Origin of the sequence: Streptomyces nogalater, assembly GCF_039532885.1 — a bacterium.
In the GTDB taxonomy this organism is placed as follows: domain Bacteria; phylum Actinomycetota; class Actinomycetes; order Streptomycetales; family Streptomycetaceae; genus Streptomyces; species Streptomyces nogalater.
On record NZ_BAAASM010000002.1, the window covers coordinates 302,504 to 327,675 of the forward strand.

The window sequence follows — 25,172 nt, forward strand, 5'->3', positions numbered from 1 at the left end:
CGTAGCCGGGCGGTGGCGTCGGCCGTTTCTCGGTGGGTGGCGTCCGGCACCGTGCTGGCGCGCGGGTGCCGGCACCCCGGTTTGTCGATGCGTCTCGGCCACGGGCCGGACTCGGTACGATCTGCCGGACCGGAGGACGCGAACTCACCCAGGAGCAGGGCCCGTCGGGCTTACTGACCACTCGAACCCTTCATGGGGGCGCTCACGCTCCGGTACAGCACCGCGCTCACGCATCTCAAGAAGGGGACGGGTCGTGCCAACACCGTGGATGTCGGACGAGCAGTGGGACAGCATGATGCGGGCCATCACCGAGTCGAAGTACCAGCTGCTGCTGGGCGCCGGCGCCGGCCTGGACTCGGAGGGGCCGCTGGGGCCGCTGCCCGGCGGCTGGGACCTCGCCCAGGAGATGGCCACGGCGTTCTCGCTGCCCGGCAATCCGCGCGGGAACCTGCGCCAGGTGTTCTCGATGGCGAAGTCGCGCGTCACGGCGGACGGCCAGAACGTCCTGGCCTACATGGCGGACCGCTTCGCCAACTGCACCGCGCCGTCGTGGTACGCCGACCTGGTCTCCATCCCGTGGCGGTACATCTGGTCGCTGAACATCGACGACTCGGTGGAGAACGCCTACAACAAGCAGTTCGCCGACCACGCGGCCAAGGAACTCGTCTCCGTCTCCTGGACGGACTCCCACCGCGTGCCCTCGGGCCACCAGGTGATCCTCGTCCATCTGCACGGTGTCGCCTGGACGAAGAAGACGGACGACCTCGTCTTCGACATCTCGTCCTACCTGTACGCGGCCACCCACGGCCACAGCTGGCACAACATCTTCGCCGACAGCTACCTGGAGACGCCCACCATCATCCTGGGCGCGAGCCTCAACGACGAGATCGACCTGGAGCACGTCCTGGAGAAGGGACGGGTGCAGGGCGGCTCCGAGCCCTCCGTCATCGTCATGCCGACGATCGACGACTTCGACAAGGAGCGCTTCCGTGAGTGGGGCCTGATCCCGGTCGAGGCCACGGCCGAGGAGTTCCTCGCCGAGGTCCGGGCCGGCTGGCCGGACTACTTCCGGCAGGCCGACCTGTCGGCGGACGACCCCGGCCGCATCAACCCCAACGTGCTGAGCTTCCTGAGCCAGTGGCATCCCATCCGCACGGGCACCGAGTACCGCTTCGACGACCGGCACGACTTCTACGCCGGGCACGAACCCCTGTACTCCGACATCCTGCGCGACCTCGACTCGCACCGCGTCCTCACCGACAGCGTCTTCCGCGAGGTGACGTCGGACGAACAGCAGAAGGTCATCTGCCTGACCGGTTCGGCGTTCACGGGGAAGAGCACGATAGCCCTGCGGGTCGCGAAGAGGCTCGTGGAGCGGGACTGGACGCCGTATCTGCTCGATCCCGAACTGCGCCCGTCCCAGGAGGCCACCCTGTGGTGGCTCCGGCAGCATCCGAGGACCCTCCTCATCGTGGAGGGCGCCGCCGACTTCGCGAGCGACCTCGCCGACATGGCGCTGCTCGCCGAGGAGCGGGGCATCCCCTTCAAGCTGCTGGCCGTGGAACGGCGTTCGCGCGCCCGCGAGGTGCGCCGCAGCTTCGCCGGCGTGGGGTTCACCGACGCGGAGGTCTCCGACAAGCTGAAGGACCCGGAGGTCGAGGCTCTGATCCGGAAGCTCAAGGGGCACGGACGGCTCGGCATCGTCGCCGACGCGGGCCACACCGACCAGGTCGAGTACTTCACGCGGACGCACCGCAGGAACCTCTTCTCGGCGATGTCGAACCTGGAGGAGGCCGACGGGTTCCGCACCAGGGTACGGACGGGCTACTCGCGTCTGCAGAGCGAGACCGAACGAGCGGTGTTCCAGGCGGTGTGCATCACATCCGCCCTCGGATACGGGCTGCCGATCGGCGCTGCGGCGTCCGTCTGCGGGCTGCCGGCCAACGAGCTGAACGCCCTGCTGCACTCGGATTCGGTGCTCGCCGACTTCATCCGCGTCGCCGGGGGACGCCTCCACCCGCGGCACCGGGCCTTCGGGTCGTACCTGCTGGAGAGTTCTTTCAGCGCGCAGGAGAAGTACGACGTCACCCTGAAACTCGCCCAGCACTACGGCGTGCAGATCTCCCCGGCGGCCATCGCGTCGCGCACGTTCGCCTACCGTATGGTGCGCCAGCTCCTCGACCACGAGATGCTGACCGTGTGGCTGGGCAAGGAGCGCCTGGACGCCTGGTACGAGGCGCTGCAGGAGACGTACGCCTGGAACGCGCGGTACTGGGAGCAGCGGGCCCTCGGGGCGAGCAAGCGGGGCCGGCACGCCCCGGCCACTTCGTGGGCCCGGCACGCCATCGCCCAGCGCCGTGACGCGTTCGCGCTGAACACGCTGGCCACCGTGCTGTTCCGACGGTATCTCGCCGAGGGCGGGCCGGAGCACAACAGGACGGAGAACCTGCTGGAGGTGACCGCGTACCTGGAGGAGGCGCGCGCCATGGCCGCCGAGGACTCCGAGTACCCGTACATCACCTTCTTCAAGTACACCCTCGAATGGGCGGACCGGGCCAAGAGGGCGAACGGGTCCATCGACAAGCGTATCCACCGCCGGTGGAACGACTGGATGTACCTGGTCAACATCTCCCCGATCACGCGTTCGCCGGAGGTCAGGGACCAGTTGCAGTCGTTCCGCAGGAAGTGGCTCATGCTCGCCTGAGGACCGGCGCCTGCGGTCGGGGTCAGCCCGCGCTCGGCGAGAGCGCGGGCTCGGAGTCGAGGGCCGCCCGGCACACGGTGGCCTGTACGTCCGTGTAGGCGAGCAGGTAGACGACGCGGATGCGTGAGGCCGCGTGGGAGCGGAAGTAGCTCACGGTGGCGGCCAGCAGGGTGTCGACGGTCTTGCCGAGGTCGCTGTTGCCGCCGCCGGTCCCGAGGAGCGGCAGCACCACCGAGCGCAGCGGCTCCCCGGCGGCGGCCAGCCGGTCCACCTCGGCGAGGACGTTGCGCACGCACCGCTCCAGGTCGATGACCTGCCGGTACCCGGAGCCGGGTTCTCCCTCCACGGCGGCGACATGCAGGACGCGCCGGACCTGGTGGCTCTCCTGCAGTTGTCCCGGCCCGGTGACCAGCACGGAGCCCGCCGTCACATGGGACCGGCCCGCCATGTGCTCGGCCAGTTCCAGGGCGATGGTGTCGTGCACCAGGTGGCCCGCGGTGTCCCGGCGGCCGCCGTGGTACCGGATCGTCGCGGAGAGGGTGGGTTCGTCGACGCGTGACATCTCCATCCGCGTGTTCTCGGAGTTGACCCACACGTCCGTACCCAGCACGTTGGCGAGGTTCCCGGTGATCATCCCGATGCGGTGGCGCCGGTCGCCCCGCAACGGCAGCTCGTACCGGGTGCACTGCAGGACGGGCCGCGGGGTGTCCTCCGCCGGCCGCCGCTGCGACAGTTGCCTGCGCAGCGCGGTGTTCTCCCGGGTCGCCTTCCTCAGCTGCGCCGAGACCTCGTCCAGACGCCGGGTCTTGCTAAGCCAGGTGAACGACGCCAGCAGGAAGAAGGCGGCGAACCCGGCCGCCCCGCCGATCCCGAAGCCCAGGGCCCGGCCCTCGGTCATCGAGTCCGGGAAAGCGGAGAACAGGAAGAGGGCCGCGGCCAGGGAGTACAGAAGGACCACCGGCAGCTGGAGGGAGTACTGCCGCCCGGCCCGGTCCGGCGCGGAGGACCAGATGTGCAGGGCGATGCCGGAGATGCAGAGGGCGGCGGTGAGGGAGAGCTGCAGCGGACTCATCGGCCCCGGCTCCTTAGGGTCGCGTCACGGAACGGTCGGTCACGGTGCGGGACGGCCCGCCTCGCCTCCGAGCATAGGGCCCGCAACTCCCCCGACTGTGCGCGCACTTCACCGGCACCGGGTTCACCGTTGGCCGTGCGGGGCAGGAAAGCCGTCCGCCTGGAGCGCGTCGCGTCGGTGATCGGTCACCGCGATCCTGCGCGGCCGGCTTCCCCGGAGACGGGGCCCGGAAGCAACCCGGAGACGACGCCGGCCGTCTGACGTCTCGCGTCGTGTGATCGATCGGAGAGCATCGGATGAAACCCCGCTTCACGAAGGGCGGCCCGCCTCGGCCGGTGGCCGGGGGCCGGCTGTCCCGTTGGGTGCCCGCCACGGCATTCCTCCTGGTCGTGACGACGTCCTGCACGGGCTCCGCGCCGGGGGACGGTGCCCCCTCGGGCGGCAGGCCCGGTGCGGCGGGGGTGGGAGACCGGCTGTTCCCTGCGCTCGGCAACGGCGGCTACGACGTGACGCACTACGGGCTGACCCTGGATTACGTGCCCGAGACCAACCACCTGAAGGGCACGGCGGTCATCACGGCGCGGGCCACCCAACCCCTGAGCCGCTTCGACCTCGACCTGTCCGGGCTGCGGGTACGCACCGTCACGGTGCAGGGAGCCAGGGCGCAAGTCGCGCGCTCGAAGGACGAGTTGATCGTGACACCGGGGAAGACGGTGCGCAACGGTGAGACCTTCCGGACGGTCGTCACCTACGACGGCACACCGCGCACGCTCAAGGGTGACGACGGAGGCGTGGAAGGCTGGGTGAAGACCGATGACGGCTCGGCGGCCCTGGGCGAGCCGTCGGGCTCCATGACGTGGTTCCCCGGCAACCACCATCCCTCGGACAAGGCCACGTACGACATCACGGTCACCGTGCCCAAGGACGAGGACGGCGACCCCTACGACGTGATCAGCAACGGCGAACTGGTATCGGAGGAGGACAGCGGCGAGGCGGTGACCCGGCACTGGCGCAACCAGGAGCCCATGGCCGGCTACCTCGCCCACGTCTCCGTCGGCTACTTCGAGATCCACAAGGGCTGGACGGGCCACGACGTGCCCGTCTACGTCGCCGTCGACCCCGACGAGGCCGAGGGTTCCGCCGACGTCGCCGGCATGGTGTCCGAGATCGTCGACTGGGCCGGCGACCGCTTCGGCCCCTACCCCTTCTCCTCGGCCGGCGCCGTCGTCGACCACCTGCCCGGACTCGGCTACGCCCTGGAGACCCAGACCAAGCCCTACTTCGACGCCGCCCCCGACCGGGCCCTGCTCGTGCACGAACTGGCCCACCAGTGGTTCGGCAACTCCGTCACCCCGCGCCGGTGGAGCGACATGTGGCTCAGCGAAGGCATGGCCACCTACGCGGAGTGGCTCTGGGAGGAGGAACACGGCGGAAGGAGCACCCCGGAGATCTTCCAGGCCTTCTACGACGGCACGGACGCCGAGAGCGAGGGCATCTGGGCGTTCCCGCCGCCGGAGCCGCCCGGCGCGGGGCACGTCTCCGACCCGCCCGTCTACGGACGCGGTGCCATGGTCGTGCACAAGGTGCGAGAGGCCGTCGGCGACGAGACCTTCTTCGGCATCCTCCGTACCTGGACCCGGCAGCACCGGCACGGCAGCGCCGACACCCGGCAGTTCATCGCCCTGTGTGAGAGCGAGTCCGGGAAGGACTTGGGCGCGCTCTTCGACACCTGGCTGTTCGGCGAGGGGAAACCCTCCCAGAGGCAGGAGTGAGCAGGAGTGAGAGGAGGGCGATCCGCCTGCCGCACCACGGCGGCACCGGCCTCAGCCGGCCAGCAGCGGGTTGGGCAGCGGCAGGTAGCGGGCGTCGGCGCCGTCCGCGGCCGTCCAGCGCAGCAACAGGTTGGTCTTGCCGGGCAGGGTGGGCGCGGTGAGCAGCGCGGGGATCTCGGGCAGGTCGTGCCGGGCGAGTTCGCGGCGGACGGCGGGCCACGGGTCGTAGCCGGGACGGTGGTCGGCGAGGGCGCCGGCGATCTCGGTGAGGTGGTTGACGACCAGGCAGTACACCAGCCGTTCCCAGCCGGCCGCCCGGCTCACGTCCGGCAGCAGCTTTGCGCCCTCGGCGTCCCGGAACAGGGCCTGCACGGGTGTGCCGGCCGCGTCCACGGCGACCAGGGTGTTCTGCAGATGGGCCTCCAGGACCACCCCGTGCGTGCCGAACGCGGTCAGGGCGGGCGGCACGACGTGCCGCAGATACGCCTCCCACCAGCCGGCCGGGTCGTCCGTGGCGGTCAGCGGGCTGCCCTCGAAGCCCTCGGCGAGGCCCGCCGCGAGCAACGGGGTGGCGCCCGGCAGGAGGTGGCCGCGCAGCCCGTCGCGGACCAGTACGGCCAGCTCCTCGAAGGCGAAGGCGGCGGTGCGGTAGCCGCGGTCGCTCAGCCAGGCCGCGGGCGGTCCCATCGCAGCGAAGGCGCGCCCGGCGGCACGGTCGGTACGGCGCAGCCGGCCGAGGTCGTGCCGCCACAGCCGGCGGATGTCGTTGGTGATGCGCACGTCCAGGCTGAACTTCAGGAACAGGTCGCGGCGGGGCTCGTACACCGTGCGGACGGCGGCCGTCGGCCAGACCGGGAACGCGGTGGTGCCGAGCCGGAGCAGCCGGCCGTCGGCGAACGCGGGGGCGAGGTCGCGGCCGGCCAGGTCGAGCTGCCAGGGGTGGGCGGGCAGCAGCCGGTAGCCGGGCGGGGCGGTGCCGAGGGTGTCCAGGGCGCCGGTGTCGCCCTCCTCGGCCACCTGGTCCTCGCGGACGCCGAGCAGCGCCAGCGGGAAGCGGGCGTGCGCCTCGGGGGCGTACGGCAGCCAGGACACGACCGGGCCGCCGCCGCGCGCCTTGGGGGCCGGATGGTAGGGGTGGCCGGTGAGCAGGGACTGCTCGGAGCGCAGATACGGGTCCCCGGGGGGCGTGGTCCGGGCGCGGGCGGTGAGCAGGGCGGCGACCGCGTCCCGGCTGTCGATCATCTCGGCGGGCAGGTCGCCGCCGGGCAGCCCGGTGTGCCGGCGCAGCACCTCCGCGACCAGTTTGACCAGCTCCGGGTGGCCGATCCGGTGCCAGGCGCCGGCCGTGTACAGCTCGGGGTCGGCGGGCCGGCGCCCGGCGCGCACCCGCAGCAGCCGGCCGTCCGGCAGCCGGTGCGTCCGGCGGTCACCGGCGTTGGGGAGCGGCTCGGCCACCTCCCGCAGCAGGCAGTTGAGCAACGGCGCTGTCGCGTACGCGTCGGCCAGGCGGCCCGCCTCGCCGGTGGGGGGTGTGAGGTCCACGCGTTCCATTCGTCCGTCGTCCAGGGACCCGCGGTCGTCCCGGCGCACGCGGGGCGCGTCGGCCGGAAGCCGGGGACGATCAGTATGGCTGGCGTACCCGGCGGTCCCCACCAGTGCCGTACCCCGCGGCTCCCACCACTGCCGTATGCGCGGATACCGACACTGCCGTACCCGACCGGTCCCGTCACCGCCGTCCCGGCCGTCTTCGGCGGTGCCGTACTCGACCGGTTCCCCGCCTCCGCCGCTCCCGGCCGTGCCGTACGCGGCCGTTCCGGGCGGTGCCGTACTCGGCCGTCCCGGACGCCGGCGTGCCCGGTGGTCCCCGACAATCGTGCCGTGCCCCGCCTACCCCAGGAGCCGACCGTGCGCCCTGCCCCCGCCGCCGAGTCCGTGATCGCCGAGGAACTGGCCGCCGTCCGGCCCGGCCTGCTGCCCGGTTACGCGGCGGAGCTGCCCGGCGCCCGGGCCGCCGTGCTGACCCGGCTGTGGCGGGCGCTGGCGTACGAGCCGCTGCCGTTCGTCACCGGCCGGGAGTCCGGGGCGCACGGGCTCGCGCTGCGCCTGGCCGACGGGCGGCGGCTGCGCGGGCCGCACGCGGACCCGTACGCCACCGCCGCGTACGTCACCGTCGTTCACCTGGACCGGGAGCGGTACGACGATCCGGCGCGGCTGCTGGGCGCCCTCGGGGGGCCGGGCACGGCCGGGTTCGCGGCGGAGCTGGCGCACAGTGTGGCGTCGCTGGCGCTGTCCCGGGCCGGCGCGCGGCAGCGGGGGCGCGAGGAGTGGCCGGCGGAAGATCCGGCGGGCGGGGGCTCGGGGAAGGACTGGGAGTGGGAGCGGCGGGTGACCGACGGGCACCCGTTCCATCCGGGCTGCCGGTCCCGGCCCGGTTTCTCGGTGGCGGAGCAGCTGGCGTACGGCCCGGAGCACGGCCCGGTGGTGGAGCTGGGGACGGTGCCGGTACCGGCGGCCGACTGCCTGGTCTCCGGCCACTGGCCCGCCGAACTCCGAGACGGGGGACGGCTGTTGCTGCCGGTGCACCCTTGGCAGGCCGCGCATGTCCTCAAGCGGCCGTACGACGTGTGGCGCCCGGCCCGGCCGCTGATGTCGCTGCGTACGCTGGCGCTGCCCGGCGGCCCGCACGTGAAGACGGCGCTGAGCGCCCGGCTGACGTCGTCGGTGCGGGACATCTCCGCCTACTCGGTGCGGGCGGCGGCGCCGCTGTCCGCCTTCGCCGAGGACCTGGCGGCGCGCACCGACGGGCTGCTGCACCTCACCCGCACGCTCGGGGCGGTCACCGCGCACTCCCCCGATCTGGCCGCGCTGCTGCGGGAGCCGCCGGAGGTGTACGCGGGGCCGGGCGAGCGGGTGGTGCCGGTGGCCGCGCTCGCCACCACGTCGCTGCCCGGCCGTCCCGGCTGGCTGGCGGAGTTCGCCCGGCTGGCGCTCACGGTGGGCCTGCGCCTGCTGGAGCTGGGGGTGGCGCTGGAGGCCCACGGCCAGAACCTCCTGGTCGTGCTGGCGGCGGACGGCACCCCGCTGCGGCTGGTCTACCGCGATCTGGCCGACATCCGCGTCAGCCCCGCCCGGCTGTCCCGGCACGGCATCGCCCCGCCCGCCCTCACGGGCCGCCTGATCACCGACGACCCCACGGCCCTGCGCCGCAAGCTCTTCGGCTCCCTGGTGTGCGGCGCCCTGGCCGGCACGGCAGGCTCCGCCCACGCCCTGGCCACCGCCCTGGAGACAGCCCTCCCGGCACTCCCCGCCACCCCGGACCTGCCCGCCCTCCGCGCGTCCCCCCTCCCGGTGAAGGCCCTGACCCTGATGCGCCTGTCCCCTGCCGGCACGGGGGACGTGTGGACGGAACTGCCGCAACCGCGAGCGGTGGCGCACCGAGCCGGTGCCGGGCCGGCCGGCCGGGAACGGAGTTGACCTTCCCCCTGGTGCCCGGCGAACGGGCGCGGTCCGCCGCCCGGGGGCCGTCCCACCGGGCGTCCGTCACGCGACCGCCTCGGGCGCGACGACCTGGTTCCGGCCGGCCCGCGAGGTGTTCCGGCCGCTGGGGCGGGGCCCGGAGCGGGTCCGGCGCAGCACCACCGCGGCGGCGGCCCGCCGCGCGCCGCGCCGCGTCCCGGCCCGCCTACAGCGTTCCGGGGCGCGCCCGGTGCCGGCGCCGGCCCCGTGCCCGCTCGGCCGCTGGTGGCCGGCGCCGGTCCGGTCCCGCCCGGCGTTTTGGAGTCCGGCCCGTCTGATCAATAAGATCCGGCGATGATCAGAAGACAACGGCTGGCGGTGGGGGTCTGTGCGCTGTTCGCCGCCCTGAGCGCCGGGATCGCGTTCCCCTCCGGCGCGGTCGCCGATGAGACGGAGCAGGACGCTCCGAAGGTCGAACTCGTGCTGGACGTCAGTGGTTCCATGCGGGCCCGGGACATCGACGGCGGCAGCCGGATGGCCGCGGCGAAGCAGGCGTTCAACGAGGTGCTGGACGCGACGCCCGAGGAGGTCCGGCTCGGTATCCGTACGCTCGGCGCCAACTACCGCGGCAACGACCGCAAGGAGGGCTGCAAGGACACCGCGCGGCTGTACCCGGTCGGCCCGTTGAACCGGACCGACGCGAAGGCGGCCGTGGCCACGCTGTCGCCCACCGGCTGGACCCCGATCGGGCCCGCGCTGCTGAAGGCGGCGGACGATCTGGACGGCGGGAACGGCACCCGCCGTATCGTGCTGATCAGTGACGGCGAGGACACCTGCCAGCCGCTCGACCCGTGCGAGGTGGCCCGGGAGATAGCGGCCAAGGGCATCGGCCTGACCATCGACACCCTCGGCCTGGTGCCGGACGCCAAGACCCGCGCCCAGCTCAGCTGTATCGCGGACGCCACCGGCGGTACCTACACCGACGTCCGGCACAAGGAGGAACTGAGCGACCGGGTCGGCCAGTTGGTGGACCGGGCCGCGGATCCGGTGGTGACCCCGGTCGCCACCCAGGGCGCCGACCGGTGCGAGAAGGCCCCCGTCCTGAAGTCCGGTCTCTACACCGACCGGGAAGAGTTCGGGCAGCAGCGCTGGTACAAGGTGGACGTCGAGCCCGGCCAGGAGCTGCGCGCCTCGGTGAGCGTGGCGGACGACCGGGCCGTGAACCCCCACTACGGGGTGCTGCTGCGGGCGGTGACCGCGCACGGCCGGGAGATCGTGCGCGGTGAGGCCGCGGGCACCGGCCGTACGGATGTCATCTCCACCGGTCTGCGTTACCCGAAGAAGGACAGCGACGACGACTCGGCTCCGGCGGAGACGGTGTGCCTCCAGGTCACCCAGTCCTTCTCGGCGGCCTCGGGGGTGAAGACCACGCCGGGTCTGCCGCTGGAGCTGACCATCGACGTGGTGGACGGCCCCTCGGGCCACCGGGACGTGGCCGCCTTCGGTCTCGGCCGGGGCTGGTGGCTGCTGGGGGCTCTGGTGCTGGCCGGCTTCCTCGCGGGTCTGCTGTGGGGCTGGCTGTCACGCTGGCGGGTCGCGGTCTGGAGGACGAACTGATGCGGATCACACGCGTACTGGGCGCCGCGCTGCTGGCGCTGGGGCTGGCCGCCGGGCCGGCCGCCGCCGACTCCTCGCCCTCGCCGGGCGCCTCGGCCGACGACGACGCGCCCACTCAGGCGGGCACCTCGTTCCGTACGGCGACGGAGATCGAGCAGGGCGAGCGGGCCACCGCCTCCGGCTCCACCGGTGACTACCTGTACTGGTCCTTCCCGGCGGACACCGGGGAGCGCCCCACCGTGAAGGCGACGGTGAAGCTCCCGGCCAGGCATGGCGCCCAGACCTGGCAGCTCGACGTGTACGACGGGCTGCGGCGCCGCCAGGCCTGCCAGTACGGCGCCCAGTCGCGCACCGTCGCGGCGGACGCCGGCTCCGTCGAACTGGCCTGTGTGCTGCGGACGGTGCGCGGCTGGTCGGAGCCGTGGGCCAACGACCCGCTGCCGGGCACGTACTACATCCGGCTGACGGTGGTGGACCTCGCCGCCTCCGACCTCGGCCAGCCGGTCGGCGCCGAGGTGCGCGTCGACTCCAAGGACATCGGCGGCGCGGCGGCGGTCGACGGCTCACTGGGCAAGCCGCTCGTCCCGGGCATCGCCGTCAAGTCCGAGGAGGAGAGGAACGGTTCGAAGGAGGCCGTGCTGTCCAGCTTCGGCCGCGACGGCTGGTCGTCCGGCTGGTGGTCGGACCGCTGGGTGTGGACCGGGATCGGCGGTGTGCTGGCCGCGCTCGCGGGCATCGGCGGCTACGCGCTGACCCGCGGGTCGGGCCGGCCCTCCCGGGTGCCGCCGGGCGCCTGAGCCGTACGGCCCCGAAGAATCCGGCGAAGGCCCGCCACCGCGGCGGGCCTTCGTCTTTGTCACCCCGGCGCCCGCAATCGTCACCCTTCGCGCAGCGCCTTGGCGAGCGTGCCCTCCCCGGTCACCGTCACCCGCCCGTGCCGTACCGCGTCCGGCAGGGACAGCTCGCCCCGGGCGACGGCCTCGCAGGTCGCCGCGTCCATCACCAGGCGCGCGTCGGCCGGGCCGGGGGCGGGTCCGTCGCCGTAGACCGGTCCCTCCCCGGCGCCGACGTGGAGGTGGAACTCCCCTTCCTCCAGGCGCACTTCGACGACGCCCTCGCCTTCCAGCACGCGCAGCAGCGGCAGCGCGAACCAGTGCGCCCGCACGGCGTCGGTGGGCCCGCGTTCGCCCAGCTCCCGTGCGCCCCAGGTGCCCAGAGCCTGGAGGACCGGCAGCAACTCGCGCCCCCGGGGAGTGAGTTCGTACACGTACGCGGCGCCCGGCGGGGGCAGTCTGCGCCGGGTGGTCAGACCGTCGCGTTCCATCTCCTTCAGCCGCGAGGCGAGTACGTCCGTGCTCACGCCGGGCAGGTCCGCGTGCAGGTCCGTGTAGCGGCGGGGACCGGCGAGCAGCTCCCGGACGATCAGCAGGGTCCAGCGGTCGCCGACCAGGTCGAGGGCGCGGGCTGCGGAACAGTACTGGTCGTAGCTTCGGCGAGGTGACATGCGACGCAGTGTAGACGCGTTGTTGGACTTTCCAAGCTCTCACTTGGTAAAACCAAGCAACACGAGTTTCCGGAGGGGCCCATGGAGTTCCGGCAGTCCAACAAGCTCAGCGAGGTGTGCTACGAGATCCGCGGCCCGGTGATCGAGCACGCCAACGCGCTGGAGGAGGCGGGGCACAGCGTGCTGCGCCTGAACACCGGCAACCCCGCGGCCTTCGGTTTCGAGGCGCCGGAGGAGATCCTCCAGGACATGATCCGGATGCTGCCGCAGGCGCACGGCTACACCGATTCCCGGGGTGTCCTCTCCGCCCGCCGCGCGGTCGCCCAGCGCTACCAGACCCTGGGCCTGGACGTCGACGTGGACGACGTCTTCCTGGGCAACGGCGTCTCGGAACTGGTCTCCATGGCCGTCCAGGCGCTGGTGGAGGACGGCGACGAAATCCTCGTCCCCGCGCCGGACTTCCCGCTGTGGACGGCCGCCACCACGCTGGCCGGCGGCAAGGCCGTGCACTACCTGTGCGACGAACAGGCCGACTGGAACCCGGACCTGGCCGACATGGCCGCGAAGATCACCGACCGCACCAAGGCCGTGGTCATCATCAACCCCAACAACCCGACGGGCGCGGTCTATCCGAAGGAGATCGTCGAGGGCATCCTCGATCTCGCCCGCCGGCACGGCCTGATGGTGTTCGCCGACGAGATCTACGACCAGATCCTGTACGACGACGCCGTCCACCACTCCGCCGCCGCGCTCGCCCCCGACCTGGTCGTCCTCACCTTCTGCGGGCTGTCCAAGACCTACCGGGTGGCGGGCTTCCGCTCCGGCTGGCTGGTCGTCACCGGCCCCAAGCAGCACGCCAAGGACTACCTGGAGGGCCTGACCATGCTGGCCTCCATGCGGCTGTGCGCCAACGCGCCCGCGCAGTACGCCATCCAGGCCGCGCTCGGCGGACGCCAGTCCATCCGCGAACTGACCCGGCCCGGCGGCCGGCTGCACGAACAGCGCACCGTGGCCTGGGAGAAGCTCAACGAGATCCCCGGCGTGTCCTGCGTCAAACCCAAGGGCGCGCTGTACGCCTTCCCGCGCATCGACCCCAAGGTGCACCCGATCCACGACGACGAGAAGTTCGTGCTGGACCTGCTGCTGCGCGAGAAGATCCAGGTGGTCCAGGGCACCGGCTTCAACTGGCCCGCCCCCGACCACTTCCGCATCCTCACCCTGCCGTACGCGGAGGACCTGGAGGCGGCCATCGGCCGGATCGGCAGGTTCCTCGCCGGGTACCGGCAGTAGGAAGACGGCCCACGGCAGGCGAGTTGGCCCGTTTCGGTCGCTTGTGCGAAGATCACCGCGCATGATCGGGGGACTTCCGCGACGAGCCCTCGGTGCGCGCCCGACCAGCGCCGCACCGCACCGCCGCGCCCCCGGTCCGCTCCATCGACCAGGGGGAAACGGCAGTGTTCTCGTACGGAAGACCGGACGCCTGCGGACATCCGGACGCGCCCGGAAGACCGTCCGCGCGCGGCAGGCGCGGGGCGGTCGTCGCCCTGCTCTGCGCAGCGCTGACCGCGCTCGCGGTACCGGCCGCGCGGGCCGCGGCGCCCGCGCCGGCCGCCGGGCAGGAGGCACGGCAGGCCGCGCGGTTCTGGACCGCCGAGCGCATGGCCGCAGCGCGGCCGCTCGACGCGCTGCGGCAGGCGCGTCCGACGCCGCCGTCCGCGGCGGCCGCGGCGGCCCGGCCGAAGGGCACCCTGTTCCAGGGCACCCGGCTGGTCGGCACGTTCTTCGGCTCCGACGGGCCGCGCGGCACCACCTGGCACTGCACCGGCAGCGTCATCGACACCAAGGCCCGCAACATCGTGCTCACCGCGGCCCACTGCGCGCGGAACATGAAGGGCGACTACGTCTTCGTCCCGAAGTTCGTCAAGGGCGCGGCCCCGGACCGGCAGCCGTACGGCATCTTCCACATCAAGCGGATCTTCATCGACCCGCGGTACGTGCCCGACCGGGGCTCGTCCACCACCAAGAAGGCCGCGTCCGACCTGGACACCGCGTTCGCCCGGGTCTCGGCCAACCAGTGGGGCAAGTCCCTCCAGGACGCGGTGGGCGGCGGACTGACCTTCACCCGGCCCGCCGGCTACACCCACCGGGGCGTGACCGTCGTCGGCTACCCCTCCCACCGGCACAACACCGCCGGACGGGCCGTCAAGTGCACGGTGCCGACCACCCAGTTGCGCGGTTACCGGCAGCTGTCGATGACCTGCGGCGGCTACTACGGCGGGGTGTCCGGCAGCCCGTGGATCACCGACTACAAGGACGACGCCCGCACCGGCCACGTCATCGGCAACCTCGGCGGCTACAACGGCGGCGGCAACGACGCCAACGTGGACTACGTCAGCTACGCCACCGCGTTCGGCGCCGACGCCGCGTACCTCCTCGGCCGCGCCGTCGCCGATCAGGCGCCGCCCGCCGACCTGCCCGCGTACCGGGGCCTGAGCGGCAGCCTGCCGGGCGGTGCCGGGCGCTGGCGCAAGGCCGCGCTCATGGCTTCGGGCGAGTACACCGGCGACCGGCACGGTGATCTGCTGGTGGTGTGGACCGACGGCGGGGTCACCCTGCACCCGGGCGACGGCAAGGGCGGTTTCGGGGCCGAGAAGCGGCTGCGGCCGGCCAACTCCACCTGGACCCACGCCCGTACCGTGACCGGCGGCACCTTCGCCGATGGCCGGCGGGCGGGGCTGCTGGTGCGCTGGTCCGACGGCGAGGTCACCCTCTACCCACAGCCCGGCCCCTCGGGCCTCGGCCGGGAGATCCGGCTGGCGGCGCCGGGCTCGGTGTGGAAGAACGCCGCCCAGTTCACCGCCGGGGCGTTCCGGGCGGACGGGGGCACCGGCCTGCTGGTCCGCTGGGCCGACGGCGGGCTCTCCCTGTACCCGAAGGTGGGCACCGGCGGCCTCGGCCCCGGCACCCGGCTCCTTCCCGCGGGCGATGCCTGGACCAAGGCGGCCCTGCTGACCGGCGGCGACTTCGGCGGTACGGCCGCCGGGGACCTGCTGGTGCGCTGGGCCGACGGCGCGCTCGACACCTACGCCGACGTCTCGGCCGCGGGACCCGGCACCCCGTCCCGGGTGCGCGGCCCGAACAACCTGTGGAAGCAGGCGCGGGTGCTGACGGCCGGCGCCTTCCGCCACGACGGCCGGGCCGACGACCTCGTCGTGCGCTGGTCCAACGGGGAGACCACGCTGTACGCCGACACCGGCACCAAGGCCCTCGGCACCGAGTACACGCTGGTCCACCCCGGCACCTGACCGCACCACGGCACTTGAAGGGGGAACGATGCCCGCCACCACCCGGCCGGCCGGCGGCCTCGCCGCGCTCACGACCGGCCTCGCGCTCATGGCCCATCTGACGCTGACGGCCTGCGACACCACCACGACCGCGACACCGGACGCCACCACGACCGCCACCACGACCGCCACACCGGAGGCCACCGCACCGCCCTGCCGGACCGCCGCACTGACGTGGACGCTGTCACTGCTCGACGGTGCGGGCGCCCAGCGGGGAGGCGACCGGTCCGGGGCCCGCCTCACCGCCGTCAACAAGGGTTCCGGGGCCTGCGTGTTCGCGGGTTACCCGAGCCTGGAGATCCACAACGGCAAGGCGGACGGCATCGAGGGCGCCGGTTCCGGACGTCCCGCGGCCGTCGCCCTGCCCGGCCGGGCCGCCGTCACCGTGGACCTCCGCTACACCCGCCGCGGCACGCCGGGCGCGGACACCTGGTGCGTACGGCAGCACGAGGCCGTCGTGACGGCGCCGCACGACGCCCACGGCGCGGTCGTCCCGGTCACGGACGCGCACGGGAAGGCCGCCGTACTCGACGCGTGCGGGGAGACCATCGCCATGGCCCCGCCACAGCGTACGGAGGCCGGGACCTGACGGCGGCGGGCGCCGGGGAACGCCGTCTGGCGCAGTCCGTCCTGCGGGCGGCGGCGGCCCTGTGACACCGTGCCGTCATGGGTGACCTCTTTCTCGTCCGGCACGGGGAGACCGAGTGGTCGCGGTCCGGGCGGCACACCGGCCGGACCGACGTACCGCTCACCGAGCGCGGGCGGGACGAGGCGCGCCGGCTGGTCCCGCTGATCCGCTCGCACCGGATCGGGGCGGCCTTCGTCAGCCCCCTCCAGCGGGCGCGCGAGACCGCCGAGCTGATCGGGATCCCGGACGCGCGGGTCGACGCCGACCTGTGCGAGTGGGACTACGGCGGCTACGAGGGCGTGACGACGCCGGAGATCCAGCGGAGCCGGCCGGGCTGGTTCCTGTTCACCGACGGGGTCGCGCCCGGTCCCCCGGACCGTCCGGGCGAGACGCCCGAGCAGGTCGGGGACCGCGCCGACCGGATGCTGGCCAAGGCCGACGCCGCGCTCGCCAACACCGAGGGGGTCGTCGTGCTGATCGCGCACGGCCACTTCCTCCGTGTGCTCACCGCCCGCCGCCTGGGCCTGTCACCCCGGCACGGCGCCCTCTTCCAGCTCGCGACGGGAGCGCTGTGCCGCCTCGGCACGGAGCACGGCCGGCATGTGGTGGCGGGCTGGAACATCCGGCCCCCGGAGTAACGGCGGGCGTACGGGCACGGGGTGACGGTCCCGGCAGGCCCCGAGCCGTGACGGGCACGCCCCGGACGGCCAACCCGCTTGCCACAGTTGACATCCCCTGACATCCCCGCATGCCACCGGCGACGGTCCGCCGCGCACCGGCCGTTGTCAGTCCCCCGCCGTACTCTTCGACTGGGGCCGTACGACGGTCCGTGCGGCCGTCCGTACGGGCGGGGCCCCAGTGAGCGGTACCAGTGAACAGTGCCAGTGAGCGATGTCGGAAGGAGCAGCCCGTGACCCGACCGCCGTCCGCCGCTCAGCGGCGGGTGATCGAGGCCGCCGATCCGGTCACCGGCCGGCTGCGCGGTACGCCGGCCCAGCTCGCGGCGCTGGTGAAGCGGGGCCTGGCCTTCCGGCATCCCCGGCCGCCGCACGACCACTTCCTCACCCCGGCCGGCCACCGCGTCCGGGAGGCGATACCCGAGCCGCCGGCGGACTCCACGCCGGACACCGGGGTGTTCACGGCCCGGGTCGGCGGCGAGGAGGAGCCGCCGGTGTCCGGCCCGGCCCGGCTCCGCGAGGTGCGCGGTGCGTGGCAGGGGCTGCTGGAGCTGCGGAGGATGACGAATCCGGACGGTGCCGTGGACCGGCCGTGCGGCTGGGAGCGGACGCATCTGGTGCGGGCCGCGGCGCTGGCGCTGGAGGCGGCCGGGCACCGTCCGGCGGGCGGGGACACGGACGGGTACCGGGTCCGGGCGACACCGCAGCCGGAGGCGGTCGCGGTGTACGCGCCCCACAGCGCGGCGCTGGCGGCCTGCGCGGCGACGCTTCAGGAGGCCGGCTGGCAGGCGGGCGAGTACACCGAGCCCAGGACGAGAGCCCGCTTTCTGCTGGCCTCGCCGCGCCGGGTGTGACCGGCGTGTCAAGATCGGTCGACCGAGCACCGAACGACCACACCACCGAACGACCGCAGCACCGAACACGAGAAGGGCGCGCAGTGGCCGAACCGTTTTCCGTCCGGGTGACCGTCCGCGGTTACGAGACCGACACCCAGGGACATCTCAACCAGGCGGTCTACCTCAACTACGCGGAGCACGCCCGCTGGTCGCTGCTCCAGGCCGCCGGGATCAGCCAGGCCCGGCTGGTGGGCCAGGGTGTGGGCCCGGTGGCGCTGGAGACGACCATCGGCTTCCGGCGGGAGCTGCTCGCCGGCGACGAGGTCGACGTGACCTGCGCCTTCGAGTGGGGCGAGGGCAAGACGTTCCGGATCCGGCAGGAGATACGCAAGACCGACGGCACGCTCGCCGCCGAGATCACCGGGGTGGGCGGCCTCATGAACCTCACCGAGCGCAAGCTGGTCGCCGACCCGCGCGCCGTGCTCAAGGAACTGGCGACGGACCCCGGCCTGTTCGGCCTGTAGGCCCCCGGGCACGGGAAGGGGCCGGGGGTGACGGTGCCCCACGTCTCCCCCGGCCGGATCGGCGCCGGTGCCGGCGTCCGGTGCCGACGCACGGCGCCCGGTGTCAGCGGACGGCGGCGATCTCCTCCCCCGACTCCATGGGATGGGTGACGTCCTGGGCCTCCCGGCCCTTGCCGAGGTGGTTGAAGAGGAGGTTGAGCACCACGGCCGTGACACAGCCGGTGGAGATGCCGGAGTCCAGGACGATCTTCGCGGTCTCCGGGAAGGAGTGGTAGAACCCCGGCGCGGTGATCGGGATGATGCCGACCGCCAGGGACACGGCCACGATCAGCACGTTGTTGTCCTTGTCCAGACCGGCCCGGACCAGGGTCTGGATGCCGCTCGCGGCGACCGATCCGAACAGCACGATGCCGGCGCCGCCGAGGACCGGCCGGGGCACGACCGCGATGAGCGAGGCGGCCATCGGACACAGGCCCATCAGGACCAGGAAGCCGCCGCCGGCCGCGACGACGTACCGGCTGCGGATCCGGGTCATCGCGACCAGCCCGATGTTCTGGGCGAAGGCGCTGCACATGAAGCCGTTGAACAGCGGGCTGAGCGCGGACCCGAGGGTGTCGGCGCGCAGGCCGGCCGCGATGGTCTTCTCGTCGGCGGGCCGTTCGACGATCTCGCCGAGGGCCAGCATGTCGGCGGTCGACTCGGTCATGGAGACCACCATGACCACGCACAGGGAGAGGATCGCGGCGAGCTCGAACTGGGGGGCGCCGAAGTGGAACGGGGTGGGGAAGCCGACCACGTTCGCGTCGGCGACCGGGCCGAAGTCCGTGACGCCGAACGGGATCGCGATGAGCGTGCCGACGACCAGGCCGATCAGCACGGCGATCTGCTTGACGAAGCCGCGGGTGAAGCGGCGCAGCAGCAGGACGATCAGCAGGGTGAGGCCGGCCAGGGTGAGGTAGGTGGTCGAACCGTAGTCGTCGGCCCGGGGATCGGGGCCCTGCGCCCAGCCGAAGGCGACGGGGAGCAGGGAGACGCCGATCAGGGTGATGACGGAGCCGGTGACGACCGGTGGGAAGAAGCGGATCGCCTTGCTGAAGAAGGGGGCGGCGACGAAGCCGAGCAGACCGGCGACGATGACCGCGCCGAAGATGATCGGCAGGGCGTCGGACTTGTCCTCGGTGGAGGCGACGATCGCGGTCATGGGGGCGACACCGGCGAAGGTGACGCCGTTGACGAAGGGCAGCCGGGCGCCGATCTTCCAGAAGCCGAGCGTCTGGAGGAAGGTGGCGAGGCCGGCGGTGAACAGGCAGGCGCCGGTGAGAAAGGTCAGCTCGGTCGCGCTGAGGCCGATGGCCGCGCCGACGATGAGCGGTGGTGCGACGACACCGGCGTACATGGCGGCCACGTGCTGCAGTCCGCTGGTCGCCATTTTCAGGGCGGGGAGTTTCTCGTCTACGGGATGGGCGGCCACGGCGGCTCCTCCGGGCGGGTGACACGTCATCGTCGACGTGGGTTTCATGGAGGTGGTGCGGTGGGTCGTGCGGGACCCACGCGGGGGGTGGCGAGATAAGCGGTGACGAGTGTGTGGGGGTGTGGAGCGGTGTGGGGTGCGTGGAACGTGACGGGGGATGTGGGGTGACCGTCTCCGGGGGCGTGCGTCCACACGCGCCCCGGAGACGGCATCGCCGTGGATCCCGCTCGGATCCACGGTTCCGGCCGGGAGCCGTCCCTCCCGGCCGGAGTCTTGGGGTGGGGCCGCTGATCAGTCCTGTGCGGCGATCCGGGCCAGGCGCCGGGCTTCCTCCCGGGTGCCGACGGCGATGGCGTCCTCGTCGGCGGTCAGCAGCCGGCCGTTGTCGACGATCTGCCGGCCGTTGACGAACGACGCGGTGACCGGGGCCGGCGCGCCGAGGACCAGCGCGGTCACCGGGTCGGTGATGGAGGCGTGGGCGAGGGTGTCCATCTTCCACAGCACCACGTCGGCCAGCTTGCCGGGTTCCAGCGAGCCGATCTGATCGGCCCGGCCGAGGACCCGGGCGCCGCCGTAGGTGCCGAGCCGCAGCGCCTGACGGGCGTTCAGCGCGGCCTCGCGGTGGGCGCCGAGCCGGTTGATCAGCAGGGCGTTGCGCAGCTCGGTGTGGAGTTCGCCGGACTCGTTGGAGGCGGTGCCGTCGACGCCGAGGCCGACCGGGACGCCCGCCTTCAGCAGATCGGGGACGCGGGCGATACCGGCGCCGAGGCGGGCGTTGGACGACGGGCAGTGGGCGACACCGGTCTTCGTGCGGGCGAAGGCCCGGATGTCGGAGTCGTTCATGTGGACGCAGTGCGCCATCCACACGTCCTCGCCGAGCCAGCCGGTGGACTCGAAGTAGTCGGTGGGGCCCATGCCGAACAGCTCGTGGCAGAACTTCTCCTCCTGCACCGTCTCCGAGCCGTGGGTGTGCAGCCGCACTCCCAGCCGGCGCGCCAGCTCGGCTGCCTCGCGGAGCAGTTCGGTGGAGACCGAGAAGGGGGAGCAGGGGGCGACCGCCACCTGGGTCATGGCGTCGAAGGAGGCGTCGTGGTGCCGCTCGACGGTCTCCTCGGTCGCCCGCAGCGCGTCCTGAAGCGTCTCCACGGCGAAGTCCGGGGGCAGCCCGCCGTCCTTCTCGCCGCGGTCCATCGAGCCGCGGGCCAGCGTGAAGCGGACCCCCATCTCGGCGGCGGCCCGGATGATCGAGCCGGACAGGTCGCCGGAGCCGCGCGGGTAGACGTAGTGGTGGTCCATGGCGGTGGTGACACCGCCCCGGGCCATCATGGCGAGGGACCCCTGCGCCGCCGTGTACGTCATCCGCTCGTCGATCCGTGCCCAGACGGGGTAGAGCGCCACCAGCCAGTCGAACAGGTTGTGGTCGGTGGCCAGGCCCCGGGTGATCCACTGGTAGAAGTGGTGGTGGGTGTTGACCAGGCCGGGCGTGGCCAGGTGGCCGCGCCCGTCGATCCGGCGCACCACGTTCTCCAGTGTCCTGGGGGCCTCGCCCGCGCCGACCGCCTCGATCCGGTTGCCGGCGAGGACGAGGTACCCGAAGGCGTACTCCGTGTCACCCGCGTCCACGGTCGCGATCGCACAGTTCTCGATGACGACGCGCTGGGCTGCCGATGGTCCCATCTGCTTCCTTGTCTTTCGGTGGCGGCCCGTGGACCAGGGGGGATCCACGGGGTGGGCACGGCAGGACCCTAGGAGGATTCGAGTACCGGGGCCGGTTGCCGGCTCCGGGTGCCGAGGTGGTGGAAGAAGAGGTTCAGCAGGACGGCGACGAGCGCGCCGGCGCTGATGCCGGACCCGAGCACGGTCTGCGCCCACGCCGGGAAGTCGGCGTAGAAGGTCGGCGCGGCCAGCGGGATGATGCCGGCGCCGAGTGCCACGGCCACCAGGATGATGTTGGAGCTGTCGTCCAGGCCCGCCTCGGAGAGCGTCCGGATGCCGCTGACGGCGATGGAGCCGAAGAGGACGATGCCCGCGCCGCCGAGCACCGGCATGGGGACCAGGGAGACGACCGCGCCGAGGACCGGGAAGGCGCCGAGGATGATCAGGCTGCCGCCGGCGACGGCGACGACGTACCGGCTGCGTACCCGGGTGAGCGAGACGACGCCGACGTTCTGGGCGAAGGCGGAGGTGGGGAAGCCGCCGAAGACCGGTCCGATCAGGGTGGCGAGGCCGTCGGTGCGCAGGCCCCGGGTGATGGTCCTGGCGTCGGCGCGGCGGTCGCAGATCTCGCCGAGGGCGAGCATGCCGGCGCTGGACTCGGTCATCAGCACCAGCATCACGATGCACAGCGACAGGATCGCGGCGGGCTGGAACTCCGGGGCGCCGAAGGCGAAGGGGGTGGGCAGCGCGGCCACGGGCGCGGACTTGATGCCGCTGAAGTCGGCCATGCCGAAGGGGATCGCGGCCAGGGTGCCGACGAGCAGTCCGAACAACAGGGCGACTTGTTTGACGAAGCCCTTGCCGAAGCGCTGGATCAGCAGGATGACGGCGAGGGTGAACCCGGCGAGCGCCAGGTAGCGCATGTCGCCGAAGTCGGCGGCGGTCTTGTCGCCGCCTTGGGCCCAGCCCACCGGGACGGGCATCAGCGTGACGCCGATCAGGGTGATGACCACGCCGGTGACCAGGGGCGGGAAGAAGCGCAGCAGCCGGCCGAAGAAGGGTCCGAGTGCCAGGCAGAAGGCACCGGCCACCATCACCGCGCCGTAGATCGCGGGGAGTTGGTGTCCTTGGCCGTTGGTCTCGGCGATCGCGAGGATGGGGGCGATGCCGGCGGAGGAGGCGGCGTTGACGAAGGGCAGCCGGTTGCCGACGAAGCCCTTGACGCCGATGGTCTGGAGGATGGTCGCGATGCCCGCGATGAGCAGGCTCGCGGCGATGAGCCGGGTACGGGCCCCGATGTCGAGCCCGCAGGCCTGACCGATGATGAGCGGAGGAGTGACAACGCCCGCGTACATTGCGGCGATGTGCTGGAGCGCGGCGGGGACGAGCCGCGAGGGGTGGAGCTTCTCGTCCACCGGGTGCACGGACGTGACGGCGTCCATTATGTGCACCGGCGGGGTGGAACACGGGGCTTTCGCCGGCCCCTTTGCAGGCTGTGCCATTTTGTTCCCTCCGGTGTAGCGCGCCCCCGGCCCGTCAGGCCGGGCCGGGGGCGGGCGTCCCGCGTCAGAGGTTGGTCATGTCGACCGGGATACGGGCCTCACAGCCGTCCCGCAGGATGGTGGCCTCGATGAGGCCGTAGGGGCGGTCGGCGGCGAAGTAGACCTCGTTGTCGTTCTTGAGTCCGAACGGCTCGAGGTCCACGAGGAAGTGGTGCTTGTTGGGCAGCGAGAAGCGGACCTCGTCGATCTCGCTGCGGTTGTTGATGATGCGCGAGCCCATCTGGTACATCGTCTGCTGGAGCGAGAGCGAGTAGGTCTCGGCGAAGGCGTGGAGCATGTGCTTCTTGACCTGCTCGTAGGACTTCTCCCAGTTGGGCATCTTCTGCGCGTCGTCGGTCCAGTTGAACCGCCAGCGGCCGGAGACCTGGGTGGCGAGGATACGGTCGTACGCCTCCTGGAGGGTGGTGTACTTGTCCTTGACGTAGCCCCAGAACTCGGAGTTGGTCGAGTTCATCACGACCAGGTCCTTCAGGCCGGAGATGACCTCCCACTTCTCACCGTCGTAGGTGATCTGGGTGAGGCGGACCTCCTGGCCCTTGCGGACGAAGGAGTGCTTGACGTCGTCCGCGCCGATGAACTTGCTGTTGGCGTCGGAGGTCTCGATCCGCTCCCAGGCGTACTCCTCGATGCGGATGCGCGCCCGGTGGATCGGCTCCTGGCTGGTGACGAAGTGCCGGGCGAGGTGGATGCCGAACTGCTCGGCGGACTCGATGCCGTATTCCTTGGCGAACGCGAACACCGTGTTCTTGGTGGTGTCGGTCGGCAGGACGTTGGCGTTGGAGCCCGAGTAGTGGACCTCTTCCATATCGCCGCTCAGCGCGATGGAGACGTTGAGGTCCTTGATGTGATGGGTGGCGCCGTCCCGCGTGATCTTGACGACTCGGTTCTCGGCCTTGCCGTACTGGTTCTGTCCCAGGATGGTCGGCATGTAGCTAGCTCCCTCGGTAAACGGAGTAGCCGAACGGGTTGAGCAGCAGCGGTACGTGGTAGTGCTCCCCGGGCACCACGGCGAAGGTGATCGCCACCTCGGGGAAGAACACGGCACCGCTGTCCCGATTCGCGGGGGCGTCCTGCTGCGCATCGGCTTGCTTCTTCGCAGAAATTTCGAAGTACGGCTCGACGGCGAAGTCCAACCGCACGTGGGTGGTCCCTTCCGGCAGGGCCGGCAGGTCCTTGCACCGGCCGTCGGCGTCGGTCGCCGAGCCGCCGAGCGCCTGCCAGTCCGCCTCGCGCCCGAGGCGGGCGGAGAGGTGGACGGCGACGCCCTCGGCGGGGCGGCCGATCGAGGTGTCCAGGATGTGCGTGGACACGGAGGCGGTGGTGCTGGTGCTCATGGTGTCAGGCGTCCTCTTCGACGAGTCGGGCCAGTCGGATGCGGTTGATCTTGCCCAGCTCGGTGCGGACTATCTCCCGCTCCTGCTCGGGCGAGTTGCCGATCCGCTCCTTGACCGCGTCGCGCATCTGCTCGCCGGTCCGGCTGGTGGCGCAGATGAGGAAGACATGCCCGAACTTCTCCTGGTAGGCCAGGTTGAGTTCGAGCATCTCCGCCTTGAGCTCGTCGGAGGCACCGGCCATGCCGCGCTGTTCGCGGGCGGAGGTCGGGTCGCCGGGCTTGGGCCGCCCGATCGGCGGGTGTCCGGCCATCGCCTCCGCCAGGTCCGCGGGGGTCAGCTCGGCCGTGGCGGCGTCGCTGGCGGTGTAGAGGTCCTCCGGGGTGGCGTACGGGCGGGCGGCGAGCAGTCGCCGGGCCCACTCGATGGAGGCGCACGCCTCGTGGAGGGCGGCGAGGGCTTCGCGCTCCTCCAGAGCGTTGAACCGGGACAGGCCCGGGGGCGTGGAAGTGGTAGTCACGGGAGCCTCCGTGGCCGCTTCGGGCCGTTGTGCTGAACGGGCTGCGGATAGCTAACGCCCTCGGAAACACCACGTCAACACTTTGTTGAAAATTCCGCGTAACAAGCCGGGTTGGGGACCGAACGGCCCTTGCGCCCCCGCTCCCGCCCCACTCCCGCCCCGGTCAGAGGCCCTTCTCGCGGTTGAGGTAGTTGTAGACCGTGAAGCGGCTGACGCCGAGCGCGCTCGCCACGGTCTCCACGCCGTGCCGCACCGCGAACGCGCCGCGCGCCTCCAGGATCCGTACGACCTCCTGCTTGGCCTTGCGGTCCAGATCGGCCAGCGGCCGGCCCTCCTTGCGCTCCATGGCGGCCAGGATGTGGTCGAGGGAGTCGGCCAGCTGGGGCAGGCGCACGGCGACGACGTCGGCGCCCTCCCAGGCGAGGACGACGTCCTCGGGACCGGCCTCGTCGGGCGGGAGCATCGTCCCACCCATGGCGTCGACCAGCGGTTTCACCG

At 72.4% G+C, this 25,172-nt stretch carries 21 protein-coding genes; 11 read left to right on the top strand and 10 right to left on the bottom strand.

Features of this window, described 5'->3' with window-relative positions; translation table 11 throughout:
* Positions 1–253 precede the first annotated feature (253 nt).
* A complete protein-coding gene (locus tag ABD350_RS03335; protein WP_344346142.1) occupies positions 254–2,704 on the top strand; it encodes a P-loop NTPase in 2,451 nt (816 codons plus the stop codon).
* Positions 2,705–2,726: 22 nt separating this feature from the next.
* Here the strand turns inward: ABD350_RS03335 and ABD350_RS03340 are convergent, their stop codons facing one another.
* A complete protein-coding gene (locus tag ABD350_RS03340; RefSeq protein ID WP_344346143.1) occupies positions 2,727–3,776 on the bottom strand; it encodes a macro domain-containing protein in 1,050 nt (349 codons plus the stop codon).
* A 296-nt stretch (positions 3,777–4,072) separates the two neighbouring features.
* On the opposite strand from ABD350_RS03340, the gene ABD350_RS03345 reads away from it, so the two are divergent.
* Entirely contained in the window at positions 4,073–5,548 is a 1,476-nt protein-coding gene (locus ABD350_RS03345; RefSeq protein ID WP_344346144.1) for a M1 family metallopeptidase, read from the top strand.
* Between the two features lie 51 nt (positions 5,549–5,599).
* Here the strand turns inward: ABD350_RS03345 and ABD350_RS03350 are convergent, their stop codons facing one another.
* Positions 5,600–7,099 carry an IucA/IucC family protein gene (locus tag ABD350_RS03350; RefSeq protein ID WP_344346145.1) on the bottom strand — a complete coding sequence of 500 codons (1,500 nt, stop codon included), beginning with the start codon at positions 7,097–7,099 and terminating at the stop codon, positions 5,600–5,602.
* Positions 7,100–7,453: 354 nt separating this feature from the next.
* Between ABD350_RS03350 and ABD350_RS03355 the strand changes: the two genes are divergently transcribed.
* The 3 genes from ABD350_RS03355 to ABD350_RS03365 all read left to right on the top strand — a co-directional run bounded on the left by ABD350_RS03355 (position 7,454) and on the right by ABD350_RS03365 (position 11,418).
* Positions 7,454–9,022: an IucA/IucC family protein gene (locus ABD350_RS03355; RefSeq protein WP_344346146.1), complete on the top strand. Its 1,569-nt coding sequence runs from the start codon at positions 7,454–7,456 to the stop codon at positions 9,020–9,022.
* A 336-nt stretch (positions 9,023–9,358) separates the two neighbouring features.
* Positions 9,359–10,621: a VWA domain-containing protein gene (locus ABD350_RS03360; RefSeq protein ID WP_344346147.1), complete on the top strand. Its 1,263-nt coding sequence runs from the start codon at positions 9,359–9,361 to the stop codon at positions 10,619–10,621.
* Entirely contained in the window at positions 10,621–11,418 is a 798-nt protein-coding gene (locus ABD350_RS03365) for a hypothetical protein (RefSeq protein WP_344346148.1), read from the top strand. The genes ABD350_RS03360 and ABD350_RS03365 overlap by 1 nt, the downstream gene beginning before the upstream one ends.
* A gap of 80 nt (positions 11,419–11,498) precedes the next feature.
* Here ABD350_RS03365 and ABD350_RS03370 read toward each other — a convergent pair whose 3' ends face one another.
* On the bottom strand, positions 11,499–12,125 hold the full coding sequence (locus ABD350_RS03370; RefSeq protein ID WP_344346149.1) for a winged helix-turn-helix transcriptional regulator: 627 nt from the start codon (positions 12,123–12,125) through the stop codon (positions 11,499–11,501).
* A gap of 81 nt (positions 12,126–12,206) precedes the next feature.
* On the opposite strand from ABD350_RS03370, the gene ABD350_RS03375 reads away from it, so the two are divergent.
* The 6 genes from ABD350_RS03375 (at position 12,207) to ABD350_RS03400 (ending at position 18,134) form a co-directional block, all read left to right on the top strand.
* Positions 12,207–13,415 (top strand): pyridoxal phosphate-dependent aminotransferase, encoded by a 1,209-nt coding sequence (locus tag ABD350_RS03375; RefSeq protein ID WP_344346150.1) that lies wholly within the window; start codon positions 12,207–12,209, stop codon positions 13,413–13,415.
* Positions 13,416–13,507: 92 nt separating this feature from the next.
* Positions 13,508–15,430: a trypsin-like serine peptidase gene (locus ABD350_RS03380; protein ID WP_344346151.1), complete on the top strand. Its 1,923-nt coding sequence runs from the start codon at positions 13,508–13,510 to the stop codon at positions 15,428–15,430.
* A gap of 28 nt (positions 15,431–15,458) precedes the next feature.
* Positions 15,459–16,058, top strand: a complete 600-nt coding sequence (locus ABD350_RS03385) for a DUF4232 domain-containing protein (protein WP_344346152.1) — start codon at positions 15,459–15,461, stop codon at positions 16,056–16,058.
* A 77-nt stretch (positions 16,059–16,135) separates the two neighbouring features.
* Entirely contained in the window at positions 16,136–16,735 is a 600-nt protein-coding gene (locus tag ABD350_RS03390) for a histidine phosphatase family protein (protein WP_344346153.1), read from the top strand.
* Positions 16,736–17,007: 272 nt separating this feature from the next.
* Complete coding sequence (locus ABD350_RS03395; RefSeq protein WP_344346154.1) at positions 17,008–17,628, top strand: hypothetical protein; 621 nt, start codon at positions 17,008–17,010, stop codon at positions 17,626–17,628.
* 83 nt (positions 17,629–17,711) lie between these two features.
* Complete coding sequence (locus tag ABD350_RS03400) at positions 17,712–18,134, top strand: acyl-CoA thioesterase (RefSeq protein ID WP_344346155.1); 423 nt, start codon at positions 17,712–17,714, stop codon at positions 18,132–18,134.
* Positions 18,135–18,237: 103 nt separating this feature from the next.
* On the opposite strand, the gene ABD350_RS03405 is transcribed toward ABD350_RS03400, so the two are convergent.
* From ABD350_RS03405 to ABD350_RS03435, 7 genes are all read right to left on the bottom strand, one after another.
* Positions 18,238–19,605, bottom strand: coding sequence for a nucleobase:cation symporter-2 family protein (locus ABD350_RS03405; RefSeq protein ID WP_344346156.1), 1,368 nt, complete (start codon positions 19,603–19,605; stop codon positions 18,238–18,240).
* A 291-nt stretch (positions 19,606–19,896) separates the two neighbouring features.
* Positions 19,897–21,282: an 8-oxoguanine deaminase gene (locus tag ABD350_RS03410; protein WP_344346157.1), complete on the bottom strand. Its 1,386-nt coding sequence runs from the start codon at positions 21,280–21,282 to the stop codon at positions 19,897–19,899.
* A gap of 68 nt (positions 21,283–21,350) precedes the next feature.
* Complete coding sequence (locus tag ABD350_RS03415) at positions 21,351–22,763, bottom strand: nucleobase:cation symporter-2 family protein (protein WP_344346158.1); 1,413 nt, start codon at positions 22,761–22,763, stop codon at positions 21,351–21,353.
* A gap of 64 nt (positions 22,764–22,827) precedes the next feature.
* Positions 22,828–23,751, bottom strand: coding sequence for a factor-independent urate hydroxylase (gene pucL, locus ABD350_RS03420; RefSeq protein WP_030778004.1), 924 nt, complete (start codon positions 23,749–23,751; stop codon positions 22,828–22,830).
* A gap of 4 nt (positions 23,752–23,755) precedes the next feature.
* A complete protein-coding gene (gene uraH / locus ABD350_RS03425) occupies positions 23,756–24,157 on the bottom strand; it encodes a hydroxyisourate hydrolase (RefSeq protein ID WP_344346159.1) in 402 nt (133 codons plus the stop codon).
* A gap of 4 nt (positions 24,158–24,161) precedes the next feature.
* Positions 24,162–24,674 carry a 2-oxo-4-hydroxy-4-carboxy-5-ureidoimidazoline decarboxylase gene (gene uraD, locus ABD350_RS03430; protein ID WP_344346160.1) on the bottom strand — a complete coding sequence of 171 codons (513 nt, stop codon included), beginning with the start codon at positions 24,672–24,674 and terminating at the stop codon, positions 24,162–24,164.
* Positions 24,675–24,837: 163 nt separating this feature from the next.
* The gene (locus ABD350_RS03435) at positions 24,838–25,149 is read right to left on the bottom strand and encodes a helix-turn-helix domain-containing protein (protein WP_234469983.1); all 312 of its coding nucleotides are present in this window, start codon (positions 25,147–25,149) and stop codon (positions 24,838–24,840) included.
* Between the last annotated feature and the right edge of the window lie 23 nt (positions 25,150–25,172).